Origin of the sequence: Hymenobacter caeli, from assembly GCF_013294115.1 — a bacterium.
GTDB lineage: Bacteria > Bacteroidota > Bacteroidia > Cytophagales > Hymenobacteraceae > Hymenobacter > Hymenobacter caeli.
This window is the reverse complement of sequence record NZ_JABSNP010000011.1, coordinates 73,177-87,821: the sequence shown is the minus strand read 5'-3', so window position 1 is coordinate 87,821 and position 14,645 is coordinate 73,177. Positions and strand designations below refer to the sequence as shown.

The following is a 14,645-nucleotide window of genomic DNA, read 5'->3' as shown; positions in this document are numbered from 1 at the left end:
CTGGGACCCCCGGTTTAATTAACCGGGGGCCGCCAGGCGGTTGGCCAATTCCTCGATGTCGGCGCGGCGGGCCAGGGGCCCCAGCCACTCCGCGGGCAGCCCCGCCTCGCCGTAGGCCAGGCCGGCCAGCCCGCCGGCTACGGCCCCGGTCGTATCGGTATCGCTGCCCAGGTTGACGGCGGCCAGCACCGTGGCGGGGTAGCTGGTTTGATTCAGCAGGCACCACAGCGCCGCTTCCAGGGTGTGCACCACGTAGCCGGAGGACTGGATTTCGGCTTCGGGCAGCGCGGGCAGCGTCCCGTCGAGCACGCGGCGGTAGTAGATGTCTTCCACCACCGCGGGAATGCTGCCGTGCCGCAACCACGGGTTGGCCACCGCCACCATTTGGGCGTAGGCCCCGGCCGGCCCCAGGCCCGCCAGCAGCTCCCGCGCCACCAGCAGGTACAGAAAACAGCCCAGCGTGGAGCGCGGGTGGCCGTGCGTGACGCTGGCCACGGCGGCCGTCAGGGCCCAGGCGGCGTCCGGGTCCAGCGGGTCGGCCCGCCAGGTTTGGTGAAAGGCCAGGGGCAGGATGCGCATCAGGGCCCCGTTGCCGTTGTCGGCTTCGGTGCGGGGCCCCGCCTGGGTCGGCTCCACCCCTTTGCGCAGCCGGCCGATGGCGGCCCGGGTGGCGTTGCCCACGTCGAAGGTTTCGCCGGTGGCCGTCCAGTAGGCGTTATCCAGCCAGTTGATGCACCGGCGGGCGAAATCTGCCAAATCAGGGGTCCCCGCCAGGGCCCCGGGCCGGGCCAGGGTTTCGGCCAGGCAGAAGGTGAGCGAGGCGTCGTCGGACCAGGTGCCGGCCGGCTGGTCGTGCGTGCCGTGGGCGCGCATACCGGTTACGGGGTCGCGGCGGCGCTCCTCGCGGCTTCGGAACTCAACGGGCACGCCCAGGGCGTCGCCCACGGCCAGGCCCAGCAGGGCGGCCCGGGTAGCGGCAGGTAGTAGCATAGGCACCAAAAGTAGCGGATGAACCGCCCGCATTTCCTGGCCACAGTAGCGCGCCGGAGCCCCGGCCGGGCCGACCTTTGCCGCCCCATGCTGACCTGCTACGCCCCCGACCTGCACCCCGGCCAACCGGCCTACACCCTCTCCGAAGAAGAAAGCAAGCACGCCGTGCGCGTGCTGCGCCTGGGCCCCGGGGCCCCCGTGGCCCTCGTGGACGGCTGCGGGGGCCGCTACCAAGCCGAGGTGGCCGACGCCAATCCCAAGCGCTGCCAGCTGCGCCTCGTCGCCCACGAGGCTGTGCCGCCCCGCCCCTACTTCACCCACGTGGCCGTGGCCCCCACCAAGAACCTCGACCGAATGGAGTGGTTCGTGGAGAAAGCCGTGGAAATGGGCGTGGACCGCATTTCCTTCCTGCGCTGCGCCCGCTCCGAGCGCCGCGACCTAAAGCTGGACCGCCTGGAGAAAATAGCGGTCAGCGCCCTCAAGCAGTCGGGCCAGGCGTGGCTGCCGCAGCTGGACGAATTGCAGGATTTCGCGCCGTTCGTGGCCGCCGCCGACCCGGCCACCACCTTCATCGCCCACCTGGAAGAAGGCGAGCGCACCGCCCTGGCGCAAGTCGCCGCCACCGGGCCCGCCTGCTGCGTGCTCATCGGGCCCGAGGGCGATTTTACCCCGGTGGAAATTGCGCTGGCGCTCGGCCGGGGCATCCGGCCGGTGACGCTAGGGGCCTCCCGGCTGCGCACCGAAACGGCGGCGCTGGCGGCGGTGTTCACGGCGCGGCTGGTGCGCTGAAAACCTGGCCGGAAAAACTCCGCCTATGCCCTTAGCTTAACATACATAACCGCAACGACTGACGCTATAACTATCAACACCAGCCAGATGCCTTTTTTGGTTTTGCCATCAACGTGCTTGCTGCGCTGGGTGGCCACCAGCGAATAGCCCATAAAGCCGAGCAGCAACGTACCGCTAACGGCTACCACCGGTTTGCTGGCCGACACATACACCAGCACCAGCAGCACCACGGTAGCCACCGGCAGCAGTTGCAGCGCCCGGGTGGCCACTGCCTGGGGTGGCGGGGTCAGCAAAGGGCTGAACCGACCCATGATTTCTTCTAAAGCTGCCGGATTTTCAACTTGAGCCGGTATAAAAATCGTGTGGTTTATTGAGCCGCCCTTTACCGCGTAGCTGCCGTCCGCAGCCTTGTGTATTTCCCGGATTTCCGTGCTCTCCAAGCGTATTGTGGGCGTTGTGGCCTGCTCGCGCGTAATTCCCCACTCGTCAACGTGGAGCCGGTAACTCAGGAATAAGCCTTTCTGCCGCTGCACACCCCTGTACATTCCTACTGCCAACAGAATCAGGCCCAATGGTAACATAACGAACAAGACATTGGGTTGGTCCTGCCTTCCACCGTTGTTGAAATAATTTATTCCACCCCCAGCCAGCAACGCCAATACCATCAGCGGCGCACTTTTGAGAAGTATCTTTTTCTGAACCTCACCAAATCGGCTTTTATCTAATGCAAACTGCTCGGTGCTCATCTTAGTAATTAATCAGGTTGTGGTGCCGTAAGCAAGGTAGTTTTGACATTTTCCGCATTCGCTTCCTACCTCGCAGCACCCACGAAAGCAATTGCCTGCTACTAGGCCAAATCGCCACCTAACGCCGCTTCGGCCGCCTTTTTGGCCAGCTTCTTCGTCCGCCAAGGCGCGTCCTGCTCCCAGTCGCCGGCCATGAGGCAGCCGTAGGGCCGGATTTCATCAACCACGGTGGCCAGCTTGAAATCGGTGATTTGCTGCTTCACGTCATCGGCGTTTTTGTAGGCGCTGGGCAGCTCCGAAATGTCGATGCGGTTGAAGAAAAAGCGGGCATCAATACCCTGGGTTTCTTCGGCGAAAATGGCTTCGTCGGCCTGGCCGATTTTGCTGTACTTGTGCTTCGTGCGGCTGAGGTTGCGGCCCGCGCCGTGCGGCGCGAAGCCCAGGTTGTTGGCCGTGGTTTCGCCCTCCACAATCAGAATGGGCTGCGCCATGTTGAGCGGGATGATGCGCGGACCGGTGATGTCGGGCATGAACTGCGGGTCCAGGGGCGTGGCCCCCTTGGCGTGGTAGTACAGGTCGCCGGCTTTGAATACGAAGTTGTGCTCGTTCCAGTAGCGCTGCTGCACCGGGGCCCCCAGCTTGCCCGCAATGGCGTCGTGCAGGCACAGGTGGTTTTGCTTGGTCCAGCGGCGCACGGTTTGCAGGGCCTGCCAGTAGGCTTCGCCCTCGGGGGTGTCGGTGGGCAGCCAGGCGTTGGCGGGCGCGGTGGCGGGCGAGAGCTGCTGGCGGAACCGCTCGGCCACCTTCATGCCCGCCGTGTAGAGCCGGGCCCCCACCCCGCGCGAGCCGTGGTGCGTCACGAGCACCGTGTCGCCGGTGTTGCGCGAGGTGCCCACGTACAGGAAGTGGTTGCCGTCGCCCTGCGTGCCCAGGTGCTCCCGGGCCAGGGCGAGGCCCTTGTCGGAATTCAGGAACGGGTTGGCCTGGAATTCGGCCAGGAGGTCGGCGGGCAGCGCAAACCGGGCGTCCGGCGGCCGGCCGCCCGGCCCGAAGTGCGTCACCTGCTGGGCCAGGTCGAGCACCGTTTTGGGGTCGGTTTTGCCCAGGTTGGTCAGCATCACCGAGCAGCAGATGTCGGCCGAGTGCATGCCGGGGTGGATGGCGTTGCGCGTCACCACCACGCCCCCCACGGGGATGGTGCCCACCGGCCCGGCCGGGCAGGCGTCGGGCATAATGGCCCCCGTCACCACGGTGGGCGTGCGCATGAGCTGCTGCATCGACAGCCGCACGTAGTCGATGTTCTGCTGCTCGACCAGCGTATCAGCGCGGATGTTCTCGTGAAACGGCATCGGCGCGGGCAGCAGCGGCAGCGCGGCCGGCGGCTTCACCGTGTCGAGGTAGGCGCGCAGGGCGTCGCCTTCCAGGCCGTTGGCGTTGATGTGCTCCAGGGCTTCCTTGAACCACTTGCCCGATTTGAAGCCAAGGTCGAGGAGGTCTTTGCCGGTGGTCATGGGTGGTATTTAATATAAGTTTCGCCTGCAAGCTCTTTAAAATAGAAAACCTCAAACGTAACACGGGCCAGAACACACTGCACAGCAGCCAGCTCTGCCAAAGTCGAATAAGGTGCAAATAGCATTAGTTTATCTTTGTTATCATACAAGCGGAAGCCTATGCGCTTAAAGTTTCTGATGTGTCTTTTTTCTAAAGTAGAGCTTGCCCTGTGTCGACGAATTTCGGGTACAGTTAAAATCAATGTTTTCCGTACCAGCTTTATATGACAACTGAGCCTTTGAGATGCCTCAAATATGAGTGTAAAACCGCTCATTTCCCCAGCCAAGAGCTTGACCATAATACCGCGCACTACATGTTCGGCCGGCGCTTTTTGTGTAGAAAAACGATTCAGTTCCGCCAGCTTTTCCTTTGCTTCAGCAAGTAGTTCCTTGTGGTAGTCACGCATGTAATCTTCTGCATCTACCAATTCCTCCAGGAACTTAACTGAATGCATTAAGTCTTCTTTTTCGTCGTGCCGCTCATCCTGAAGGCTATTCAGTGTTTGCAGCTGCTGATTTATCCGCGCCAAGGCTTTGAAAAATAAATGCGCTTTTCCGTAATCCATCTCAGCCACGCATTCTTCCATTTCAGCGGTAAGGCTAGTGCGTTCGGCTTCGTAGGCTGCTAGTAGCTTTTTGAGTTTGATACTCATCGGGCACGGGTGAGCTTGTTAGGAAATCAGGTGCGGCTGAACCACCATTTTCAGCAGGATGTCTTTGCTTTGCTTGGTAGCTTTGAGTTCTGGCGTTGCGCCGCATTGCAAACATAATTAGCAATTTTACTAATCATGCGGCTTTCCCCCACCATTATGCTAAAATTCTTATTTCTGCCGCTGGTTTTAATACTCACTACCGCCTTCACCCCGCCCCCTGCCCCCAGCTTCCGCATCGCCAAGCTGCACTACGGCGGCGGGGGCGACTGGTACGCCAACAAAACCAGCCTGCCGAACCTCATCAGCTTCTGCAACCAGGCGCTGCACACCAACATCGCGCCCGACGAGGCCACCGTGGAGCTGGACGCGCCCGAGCTGCTCGACTACCCGTTCATCCACATGACGGGGCACGGCAACGTGAGCTTCACGGCGGCGGAAGCGCTGAACCTGCGCCGCTACCTGGTGGGCGGCGGCTTCCTGCACATCGACGATAACTACGGGCTCGACAAGTTCATCCGGCCCGAGATGAAGAAGGTGTTTCCCGAGCTGGAATTCGTGGAGCTGCCCTACTCCCACCCCATTTACCACCAGAAATACCCGTTTCCGCACGGGCTGCCCAAAGTGCACGAGCACGACGGCAAGCAGGCCCAGGGCTTCGGCCTGGTGTACAAGGGCCGGCTGGTGTGCTTCTACAGCTACGAGTGCGACCTGGGCAACGGCTGGGAAGACGTGGGCACCTACCCCGAAGACCCGCCCGCCATCCACGACGCGGCCCTGCGCATGGGGGCCAACCTGGTGGCCTACGCCCTGGATTTCGATTAGCAGTTAACAATTAGCATTTCCTGATTGCGCCAGCAGGCGCAATCAGGAAATGCTAATTGTTAACTGCTAACTGTTAAATGAAAAGCTACCGCACGTGAAAAGCTACCGCACGCCCTGGGCGGGGAAGCGGCCGGTTTTGGTGCGGTAGAAGGCCTTGATTTTTTCCTCGTCGGCGGGGTAGTCGCCGCTAGGGTACACGGCCGGGCCGATGCCGGCTTCCTTCTTGGCGTAGTCCAGGTAGCCCAGCCGGATGGGTACGTGCGCGGCGAGGGCCGCGAAGTAGTAGCCCTTGCGCCAGCGCGGCTGGTACTTGCGGGTGCCCTCGGGGGTGATGAGAATCACCAGCTCGTCGTGCGCGTCGAACAGCTCGGCCATGTTCTCTACCAAGCTGTTGTTTTTGTTGCGGTCCACGGCCAGGCCGCCCACCGAGCGCACCAGGCCCCCGAGCAGCCAGTGGTCGGTCCACTCCTTTTTCACGGTGAAGCGCACCGGCACGTCCATCAAATAAAAAGCGGCGCGGGCGTAAATCAGGTCCCAGTTGCTGGTGTGGGGGGCCGCAATCATCATGCTCTTGCGGATGTCCGGGTCGGCCAGTTGGCCCAGCTTCCACCCCGACACCCAGAACACGGCTTTGGCGATGTAGTACCAGACGGTGGACGTTTTGCGGGCGGGCATTGCAAATAAATTGGGAGGCGAACGAAACGCAAAGGTAACACGGGCCGCCTCAGGCCCGCAGCGCCCGCAGCTCGGCCGCCCGCCCCAGCGCGTACCGGTAGCCGATGTCGAACAGCTCCGCGCCCTTGCGGTAGTCGAGCGGGCGGAAGTGGCGCAGCGCGGGCGGCTCCAGCAGCAGGGCGCACTGGGTTTTGCGGTGGGCCGTGTTGGCGTTGATGGCCAGGTGCAGGGTGCGCTCCACCAGGCGGCGGATGGTGGGGATGCGGGCCTCGCGGTTGACGGGGTTGCAGTGCAGCCCCACCACGGGCCCGCCGCAGCCCAGCAGCGGCTCCACGGGCAGGTTGTTGAGCAGGCCGCCGTCCACGAGCTGCCGCCCCTGGTACGCCACGGCCCGGTACACGATGGGCACCGCCGACGAGGCCAGCAGCGGCGGCAGCAAGGGCCCCGTGCTGAAGTACACCGACTCGCCGGCCACCAAGTCGGTGGCCACCAGCGTGAGGGGCTTCTGCAAATCCTCGAACTGAATGCGGGGCCCCAAATGGCTGGCCAGCAGCGCCTCCACCGCATCCAGCCCCAGCAGCCCCAGCCGGCTAAAGGCCGGCCGCGTGAGCCGGGCCACATTGGTGCCCAGCAGCAGCCGCAGAATCTCGCGCGGCGGGAAGCCGGCCGCGTAAAACGCACCCGCAATGGCCCCCGAGCTGACGCCCGCCAGCCGCCCCACGGGCAGCTCCAGCTCGTCGAGCGCCGCCAAAATGCCCAAATGGGCAATGCCCCGCGCCCCGCCGCCCGACAGGGCCAGGCTGAGGGCAGTGAAGGCCGCGTTTTCGCTCGGAATCAATTTTATCAGTAGGTAAGAAGGGTGAAGCCACGCGCCGCCCCGGGCGCTGCGGGCCGTGTCAGCTGGCAGCGGTTCGGGCTTGCAGGCCCGCCAGCTCCCCGTCCAGGATGTCGGCCATGAGGTAGTGCGCCCAGATTTCGGCGTACCAGTTGAAGGGCGTGTTGATGTAAAACCGGCTGGCCAGGCGCAGGCGGGTGCGGCCGCCGGCCAGGGGCGTTAGCTGGTAGGCATCCTGCAAAATATTCAGGTGCTTGCCGCCAATCACGATGTGCTCGTCCATCACGGCCGCTGGCACGGCACTGGGGTTGGCGTTCACGCGCAGCACCAGCCGGCGGGCGGGCCAGTAGCTGGCCACGGTTTCCTCAAAGTACAGGCCTTTTTCGTAGTACGCCACGCGCTTGCCGCCCACCCGGCACGAATCGAGCGTGGTGGTGAGGTGGCGCGGGAACCCAAACAGGCCGGCCAAGGAGCGGCCGCCGGCGGGCCGCGCCACGGTGCGGCGGCGGGTGAGCTGCTGCCAGACGGCGGCGGGCGGCGCGCCCACCACTACCTCGCGGCTGATGGTCAGCTGCTTGGGAACAAGCGCTTTCTCGCCTTCGACAAAACCCAGCAGCAGCGGCCCGGCCACCAGCAGCGACAGGTTGAGGCGGGTAGGCTGCTGGCTGTCAGCAGCTTTTCTGTTTTTGCGCGTGCGGTGGGCAAAGGCCAGCAGGCCCCCAAAACCGGCGAATACCGCAAAAATTGGGAAAACCATCAGCCAACAAGCTGCCCCCTCTACATTGAGCAGCACCGTAACAACCAGTAGAAACAGGCTGGTCAGCCAGGGCAGGAAAAAGGCGGCCGTGCGCGTACTGGCCCTGCCGGGGGCCAGCAGCCCCACCGTGAGGTAGCCGACCCCAACGGGCACCAGAAAGATGAACGTGACGCTCATAATCTCCATCAGCCCGTTGGCAAAGCCAAACAAGAGGCGAATTATCAGCCCGTAAACGGCCGCCAGCACGATAGCAAACAACGATTTCATAAGGGGCTTGCAGTAGCCGGCCGGGCCGGATTGACCCGCACCAACACCACGTCTTTCGGGCAGTTGTAGCGCACGGGCAGCGTGTCGCCCAGGCCTTTGCTGACGAGGCACAGGCAGTGGCCGAGGCGGGCCTGCAAGATATTCCAGCGGTAGAACAACCGCCCCGGATACAGCCCGCGGGCCGAGCGCCAAAGCACAACCTGCCCGCCGTGCAGGTGCCCGGCCAACACCAGGTTGTGGGCCGCGCTTAGCCGGGGCAAACCGGCCGGCTGGTGCAGGCATAAGATACTGAAAGCCAACCCTTCGGCTCGACCGCTCGCCCCCTTGCCACTCACCGCAATCCGGCGGCCGTTCAGGCTGATTTCGACAGCCTGCTCGCCCAGCCAGGTCAGGTGGTGGGCCTCCACCATTTTTTTCACCTTGGCCAGCCCAAACCATTCGTCGTGGTTGCCGGCGACCACGAAAACGTGCGGGCGGGTGGCCAGGAATTGCAGCAGGCGGGCGAAGTGCGGCACGCCCCGTGGGCCGTCCAGGTAGTCGCCGCCGAGCAAAATCAGCTGCGGGTCGAGCCGGGCTACCGTGGCAATGAGCCGGGCCACGAGGGGGCCGCCAAACCGCGTCAGGTGCAGGTCAGACAAGTAGAGCACACTGAAGCTGCCCGCCCCGGCACAGATATACTCCACCTGCCGCACCTCAAAATCGGGGCTATACCCCAGCTCTAACTTCATGGCGGTACCAGTGGATAAGTGCCAGGCAGCCAATGTGCCAGTTGTGCCACGGCCGGCGGCTCAGCAGCCCGGCCAGCATAAACGCGGCCAGGACCAGCGTCCAGGCCAGCGCTTTCAGCAGGCCCACGCGGTACGTGGCCCGCACGCTGGCGCGGAGCGGGTGCGCCACGCAGTCGAGCAGCAGGGGAAACAGGAACAGGAAATGCACTTCTACCACGTAGAACGCCAGCCCCGCCAGCGGTAATAACAGGAACAAATGCAGCCGGACCAAAACGCCGGCCACGACCAGCAGCGCCAGCAGGCTGCTCCCGTACTTCAGGCTGCCGTACCGCCCAAAACGGATGGTATCGTCGAACCCGGCCGGCCGCCCCGCCAGCGGGGGCAGGTGCGCAAACATCCAGCGGGCACCCGTGGTAAAAATGTGGGGCGAAAGCGGCTGCCGCACCCGGGCTGGCTGCTCGGCCAGCTGCTGGGCACCCTGCCTTAGCAGGCTACAGACGGTCGTGGCAGCCCCCAATCAGCAGTAAATGAAGTGAAACCAAGCCAGCCAGGCCGTCCCGTTGCCAAACACGAGCATCCGGTGGTAAGTGTTTTCAACGGGCCCGCAGCGCTTGCGGTGGAACACAAACTCATCGTAGCTGATGGCCACCACGGTGTAAACCAGCACCACCACAATCGGAATCAGCCAGGCGGTGGGGTTGCCGTGCAGCGTGGCCAGGCCCATGAGCACAAACATGGGCACCCCGCCCAGCCCCAGCGCCGCCGCTTCCGCATCGCGCTCTTTTTTGGGAATTTTCAGGTGGAGCGGGCTACGGTGGTAGCGCCAATCCAGGACGCCGCCGAGCGTGGCAACTGTGCCGGCCGCGCCCACCACCAGAAACTGCCACGGCAGGTACGGGAACCCGCCCCCAAGCCGCAGGCGGGCATTGTCCTGAAACAGCAGCAGCAACAAGCCGAACAAGCCGGGCGGCACCAGCAGCAACACCAGGGAAACGTAGGGCCGGAACAGCTTTACAACGGACATTTTTTGAAAGCAGGCGCTGTTAAAAATAGATTTTACCCCGCCTCGCCAGGCAAAAGTGCAGCCGGGCGGGCACACGGTCATCAACGCCGCCTGCCCACGCCCGCCAGGCCACCTTTGTTACAGCTCGCCGAGCCGGAACGTGTCGGCCAGCCGCACGCCCTTGTCGGTTTGCTGCACGGTGCAGCATTCGTGCCGCGCGTCGTGCTGCAACACCAGCACCCAGTTTTCGGCGGCGGCGCGGGCCAGCACGGCCTCTTTTTCGGCCATCGTCACCAGCGGGCGCATGTCGTAGCCCATCACGTAGGGCAGCGGCAGGTGGGCGGCGCTGGGCAGCAAGTCCGACATAAACGCCAGCGTGCGGCCCTTGTATTCGAGCACGGGCACCATCAGCTTCTCGGTGTGCCCGTCGGCAAACAGCAGCTCGCGCAGCTGCGGCAGCGCGGCCGGGGCCCCCGCGGCGGGGTCGATGAACTGCAGCTGGCCGCTTTCCTGAATCGGCAGGATGTTCTCCGTCAGAAAGCTGGCCTTTTCGCGCGGGTTGGGGTGGGTGGCCCAGTCCCAGTGCGCCGGGTTGCTCCAGTACGTGGCGTTGGGGAAGGCCGGCACCAGGGCCCCGTCGGGCCGGCGCACCACCGCCCCGCCCACGTGGTCGAAGTGCAGGTGCGTCAAAAACACGTCGGTAATGTCGGCCCGGTTGAAGCCCAGGGCCCCCAGCGACTGGTCGAGCGCGCCGGTGGGCTGGTAGTCGACGCGGCCGAAAAACTTCGCGTCCTGCTTGTCGCCCAAGCCCGTATCGATGAGCATTAGGCGGCTGCCGTCTTCGATGAGCAACGAGCGCATGGCCCAGGCGCACAGGTTATTGGCGTCGGCCGGGTACACCTTCTGCCACATCGACTTGGGCACGACGCCAAACATGGCCCCGCCGTCGAGCTTAAACAACCCGGTATCAATGGAATGGATTTTCATTTAATATTTATCAATGAATAGTTAACAGCCCGCCAATTAATAACGCTTTTGTTCGCTAACCACGAACTGCTAAATGTTAATTGATAACTGTTAAATGACCTACTCCACCACCACGCCCATGGCCGAAAACTTGTCGATGCGCTGCGAGATGCGCTCGGCGGCGGGCACGGCGGCCAGCTCTTTCAGGGTTTTGAGCAGCGTCTTTTTCAGCACGGCAATCATGGCGTCCGGGTCGGTGTGGGCCCCGCCCAGCGGTTCCTTCACGATGCCGTCGACCAAGCCCGCCTTCTGCATGTCGGTGGCCGTGAGCTTGAGGGCCTCGGCGGCCTGCTCCTTGTAGTCCCACGAGCGCCACAAGATGCTGCTGCACGACTCGGGCGAAATCACCGAGTACCAAGTGTTTTCCAGCATCAGCACCCGGTCGCCGATGGCGATGCCCAGGGCCCCGCCGCTCGCGCCCTCGCCGATGATGACGCAGACAACCGGTACCTTCAGCGTGAACATCTCCTTGAGGTTGCGGGCAATGGCCTCGCCCTGGCCCCGCTCCTCGGCCTCCAGGCCCGGAAACGCGCCGGGCGTGTCAATCAGCGTTACGATCGGCACCTGGAACTTCTCGGCCAGCTTCATCAGGCGCAGGGCCTTGCGGTAGCCCTCGGGGTTGGGCATGCCGAAGTTGCGAAACTGCCGCTGCTTGGTGTTGTGGCCCTTTTGCTGGCCGATGAACATCACCGGCTGCCCGTCGATTTCGCCCAGTCCCCCCACCATTGCCTTATCATCGCCCACGGTGCGGTCGCCGTGCAGCTCCACAAACTTCTCGGCCATGCCGTTGATGTAGTCCAGGGTGTAGGGCCGCTCGGGGTGGCGCGAGAGCTGCACCCGCTGCCAGCGCGTGAGGTTGGCGTAGGTTTCCTTCTTGAGGGTTTTGATTTTGGCTTCCAGCGCCGCCACGGCGTTGGTCACGTCCACGTCGCTGTCGGCGGCCAGTCGCTGCATTTCCTGGAGCTTGCCTTCGAGGGCGGCGATGGGTTGTTCAAAATCGAGTAGCATAGCGGGCACGGCTGGACTGTAAAGGAGGCGGGTGATGGCGGGTGGGACGGCCCCCGAGGCCCGGTCCCACCCGCCCAAAAAACGGTTGGCAAAGGTAAATCATCCGCCGTTGGGACGAACGCCCAAAATTAATCCGCCTGAAAAACAGCCCACAAGCCCCCGCCAAGGGCCCGTTTCAGAGAAAAAAGGGCTCCTGGCTTGCAGCAGCGCAGGGCATGGCGTTACCTTTGCAGCACCAAAAAAGAAAACAACGCGTTTTCTGGCTCGGTAAACGGTTTGGTAGTTCAGTTGGTTAGAATGCCGCCCTGTCACGGCGGAGGTCGCGGGTTCGAGTCCCGTCCAGACCGCAACCGTTCGTAACGAAAGCCCCTAAAAGTCGCTCCCCTGGTAACAGAAGCGGTTTTTAGGGGTTTTTTGCTTTTGGACGATTTGGCATTTGGGCAGTGGTCTAAAACGGGGCGGTCCGGCGACTTTTTCGGTCGTCGGGCCACTCTGACTACTGCCCGGGGCTGCTGTTCAAGGATAAGAGTGGCCCGGCGAAGCCCTGCGGGCAATTCGCCGGACCACCTCGTTTTAGACCGCCGCCGGCATTTGTACCCCGACTTGGCCGGATTTGGCTCCCAATTGCGCCCCTGCCCAACCGGTTGGTGCTGACGGACCGGTTTGACTGCCCGCCTGGCGGGGCACGCCCCGTTCAGTTGCGGGCGTACTTCGACGGGCCGCGGCAGGTGCTGGACCACGCCGAGCCCCTCCGCGGTGCCCGGTGCGGCGGCGACGGCCTTCCGTCGCCGGAGAAATGTCCAGGGACGGCCGTGGCGCGGGCGGGCCGGAACACAAAAAAGGCCTAGGCCGCGCGGCCCGGCGCAGGCGCATTGGCTTTCTTCAAAAATCTGTTGGTCAGAAAGTAAGCTAGCAGCTGGCAGCCAAAAGCTAATGGCTGGTCACTTAGTGTAACGTGACGTAAAGCTCGGCCTGCAACTGCCACTCCTTGTCCTTTTTGCGCCACATCGCCGAGTAGTTGCCGCCCCCTTCAAAGGAGCCGCCCTGGCTCCAGGAGCCAACCCAGGTTCCGGTTTCCCAGGCCAGCAGGCCGTTGGGGTTCACGGCAATGCGCTGGGGGCTCCGCACGTACACCACGTCGGGATGCAGCCGGAACGCTTTCTGCCACCCGGCCACGACCGAGTCTTTGCCGGTTTTGTAGCCGCCGTTGCCCCCCACCTGCACGAAGTCGGGCAGCCAGTACCGGGCGATGCCGTCAACCTCGTGCCGGGCAATGGCCGCGTTCGAGGCCGTGCGCATGGCCACGATGAGGGCCTTGTCATCCGGCTTTCGCGACTGGGCTACCAGCGGCCGAAAGCAGCCGGACAGCATCAAAACCAGCCAAAGCGTGCGGCCATTCATCATTTGTAAGCGGAAAATAATGGTAAGAAAACCGTACGATGGTTTGGGCAAGTAGGTAGTAAGCCCTGAAGCTACTGCGCAGGAATCCGCGCTTAATCCCTGCTGGGGGCCGCGCCCCGGGTCTTGTCAACCCCGACCTTGCCCCCCTTCATCACCCATTTCACGTGGTCTATCACCACGTTGATGTCAGTGGTGGGGTCGCCCTCCACGGCCACCAGGTCGGCCAGGTAGCCGGGGGCGATGGCCCCCAGATTTTTTTCCTGGCCCAGCATCTCAGCGCCGGTCGTGGTGGCGGTTTGCAGGGCCTGCGCGGGGGTCATGCCGGCCTTGACGAACCAGGCCAGCTCGCGCGTGTTCTCCCCGAAGCCGGTGAAAACGGCGTCGGAGCCCATGGCGATTTTCACCCGGGCCTTGACGGCACGCTTCAGGGTGGCAAAGTTTTGCGCCACGTAGCCGTTCAGCGCCCGGACCACGGCGGTGTCGTAGCCAAACTCGGCCCGGTGGGCAATGTAGTAGCGGTTGTGCTCGACGGTGGGCACGTAGACGATGCCCTTTTTGGCCATGGTGGCCAGGGTCGCGTCATCAATGGCGATGGCGTGCTCCACGGTGTTGGTGCCGGCCCGCACCGCGTCGCGGGCCCCGTCGGGGCCGTAGGAGTGGATGGCAATGCGCTTGCCGGCAAAATGGGCCACGTCGGCCGCGGCCTGCATCTCCGCGTAGGTAAAGGTCTGGAAGCCCGTCACGTCCTTGTCGCTGCCGGTCGAGCCGTACATTTTGATCCAGTCGGCTCCGGCGGCTATTTGCTGGCGGGCCACGCGCTGCACCGCCTCCACGCCGTCGCACTGCCCGGCGTCGGGCACGGCCCCCACCTTGTAGGGCGAGCTGCTGATGTGCAGGCCGTTGCCGGCCACGAACATGCGCGGGCCCACGATAGCGCCCCTATTAATCAGCTCGCGCAGGGCAAAGTCCATGTTGTCGAACGAGCCCAGGTCGCGGACCGTGGTCACGCCCGTTTCTAGGGCCTTGCGGGCGTTTTCCTGGGCCAGGAACACCGTCACGCCCGGCCCCAGGGTACCCAGCTGCGCCCAGGGGGTGGTGCCCGGGGCCCGGTCCCAGTAGAAGGACAGGTGCGTGTGCGCGTCGATGAGGCCGGGGATGGCGGTGTACGCCGTCAGGTCGATGGTTTCGGCACCGGCGGGAATGGCCACGTCCTTGGCCGCGCCGACGGCCACGATGCGGTCGGCCAGGACGAGCACCACGGCGTCAGTGAAAACTTTTCCCCGGCCGTCCACGACTTTGCCGAAGCGCAGGGCCTTGACTTGCGCCCGCAAAACCAGGGGTGGCCCCACCAGCAGAAGGGCCAGGAGCAGCAAGAAGTAGCTTTTGCGCATGAGC

The 14,645-nt window shown here is 63.7% G+C and carries 16 protein-coding genes and 1 tRNA gene; 3 read left to right on the top strand and 14 right to left on the bottom strand.

The genetic code is table 11. The features are described from left to right. Positions 1-18: 18 nt before the first annotated feature. The gene (locus tag HNP98_RS12780) at positions 19-990 is read right to left on the bottom strand and encodes an ADP-ribosylglycohydrolase family protein (RefSeq protein ID WP_173810460.1); all 972 of its coding nucleotides are present in this window, start codon (positions 988-990) and stop codon (positions 19-21) included. 87 nt (positions 991-1,077) lie between these two features. Between HNP98_RS12780 and HNP98_RS12775 the strand changes: the two genes are divergently transcribed. After that, positions 1,078-1,779, top strand: coding sequence for an RsmE family RNA methyltransferase (locus HNP98_RS12775; RefSeq protein WP_173810459.1), 702 nt, complete (start codon positions 1,078-1,080; stop codon positions 1,777-1,779). Between the two features lie 23 nt (positions 1,780-1,802). Here HNP98_RS12775 and HNP98_RS12770 read toward each other — a convergent pair whose 3' ends face one another. From HNP98_RS12770 to HNP98_RS12760, 3 genes are all read right to left on the bottom strand, one after another. Beyond that, on the bottom strand, positions 1,803-2,525 hold the full coding sequence (locus HNP98_RS12770) for a hypothetical protein (protein WP_173810458.1): 723 nt from the start codon (positions 2,523-2,525) through the stop codon (positions 1,803-1,805). A gap of 101 nt (positions 2,526-2,626) precedes the next feature. Continuing rightward, positions 2,627-4,036, bottom strand: coding sequence for an RtcB family protein (locus HNP98_RS12765; protein ID WP_173810457.1), 1,410 nt, complete (start codon positions 4,034-4,036; stop codon positions 2,627-2,629). Beyond that, entirely contained in the window at positions 4,033-4,728 is a 696-nt protein-coding gene (locus tag HNP98_RS12760) for a hypothetical protein (protein WP_173810456.1), read from the bottom strand. The genes HNP98_RS12765 and HNP98_RS12760 overlap by 4 nt, the downstream gene beginning before the upstream one ends. 156 nt (positions 4,729-4,884) lie before the next feature. Between HNP98_RS12760 and HNP98_RS12755 the strand changes: the two genes are divergently transcribed. Continuing rightward, entirely contained in the window at positions 4,885-5,550 is a 666-nt protein-coding gene (locus HNP98_RS12755; RefSeq protein ID WP_173810455.1) for a DUF4159 domain-containing protein, read from the top strand. Positions 5,551-5,652: 102 nt separating this feature from the next. On the opposite strand, the gene HNP98_RS12750 is transcribed toward HNP98_RS12755, so the two are convergent. From HNP98_RS12750 to HNP98_RS12715, 8 genes are all read right to left on the bottom strand, one after another. Further along, positions 5,653-6,225, bottom strand: coding sequence for a 1-acyl-sn-glycerol-3-phosphate acyltransferase (locus HNP98_RS12750; RefSeq protein WP_173810454.1), 573 nt, complete (start codon positions 6,223-6,225; stop codon positions 5,653-5,655). Positions 6,226-6,274: 49 nt separating this feature from the next. Beyond that, on the bottom strand, positions 6,275-7,063 hold the full coding sequence (locus HNP98_RS12745; RefSeq protein WP_217425756.1) for a patatin-like phospholipase family protein: 789 nt from the start codon (positions 7,061-7,063) through the stop codon (positions 6,275-6,277). A 58-nt stretch (positions 7,064-7,121) separates the two neighbouring features. After that, complete coding sequence (locus tag HNP98_RS12740; protein ID WP_173810453.1) at positions 7,122-8,084, bottom strand: SRPBCC family protein; 963 nt, start codon at positions 8,082-8,084, stop codon at positions 7,122-7,124. Then, positions 8,081-8,812, bottom strand: a complete 732-nt coding sequence (locus tag HNP98_RS12735; protein WP_173810452.1) for a metallophosphoesterase — start codon at positions 8,810-8,812, stop codon at positions 8,081-8,083. The genes HNP98_RS12740 and HNP98_RS12735 overlap by 4 nt, the downstream gene beginning before the upstream one ends. After that, the gene (locus HNP98_RS21555; protein ID WP_217425755.1) at positions 8,790-9,329 is read right to left on the bottom strand and encodes a hypothetical protein; all 540 of its coding nucleotides are present in this window, start codon (positions 9,327-9,329) and stop codon (positions 8,790-8,792) included. Before HNP98_RS21555 ends, HNP98_RS12735 begins: the two co-directional genes overlap by 23 nt. Then, the gene (locus HNP98_RS12725; protein WP_217425754.1) at positions 9,330-9,836 is read right to left on the bottom strand and encodes a hypothetical protein; all 507 of its coding nucleotides are present in this window, start codon (positions 9,834-9,836) and stop codon (positions 9,330-9,332) included. A 117-nt stretch (positions 9,837-9,953) separates the two neighbouring features. After that, a complete protein-coding gene (locus HNP98_RS12720) occupies positions 9,954-10,802 on the bottom strand; it encodes an MBL fold metallo-hydrolase (protein WP_173810451.1) in 849 nt (282 codons plus the stop codon). A 99-nt stretch (positions 10,803-10,901) separates the two neighbouring features. Beyond that, the gene (locus HNP98_RS12715) at positions 10,902-11,849 is read right to left on the bottom strand and encodes an acetyl-CoA carboxylase carboxyltransferase subunit alpha (RefSeq protein WP_173810531.1); all 948 of its coding nucleotides are present in this window, start codon (positions 11,847-11,849) and stop codon (positions 10,902-10,904) included. 273 nt (positions 11,850-12,122) lie between these two features. Here HNP98_RS12715 and HNP98_RS12710 point away from each other — a divergent pair. Beyond that, a tRNA-Asp gene (locus tag HNP98_RS12710) sits at positions 12,123-12,196 on the top strand. Positions 12,197-12,794: 598 nt separating this feature from the next. On the opposite strand, the gene HNP98_RS12705 is transcribed toward HNP98_RS12710, so the two are convergent. Together HNP98_RS12705 and HNP98_RS12700 are read right to left on the bottom strand one after the other, a co-directional pair. Beyond that, positions 12,795-13,253: a YybH family protein gene (locus HNP98_RS12705; protein ID WP_173810450.1), complete on the bottom strand. Its 459-nt coding sequence runs from the start codon at positions 13,251-13,253 to the stop codon at positions 12,795-12,797. Positions 13,254-13,342: 89 nt separating this feature from the next. Continuing rightward, a complete protein-coding gene (locus tag HNP98_RS12700) occupies positions 13,343-14,641 on the bottom strand; it encodes a metal-dependent hydrolase family protein (RefSeq protein WP_173810449.1) in 1,299 nt (432 codons plus the stop codon). Positions 14,642-14,645: the final 4 nt, after the last annotated feature.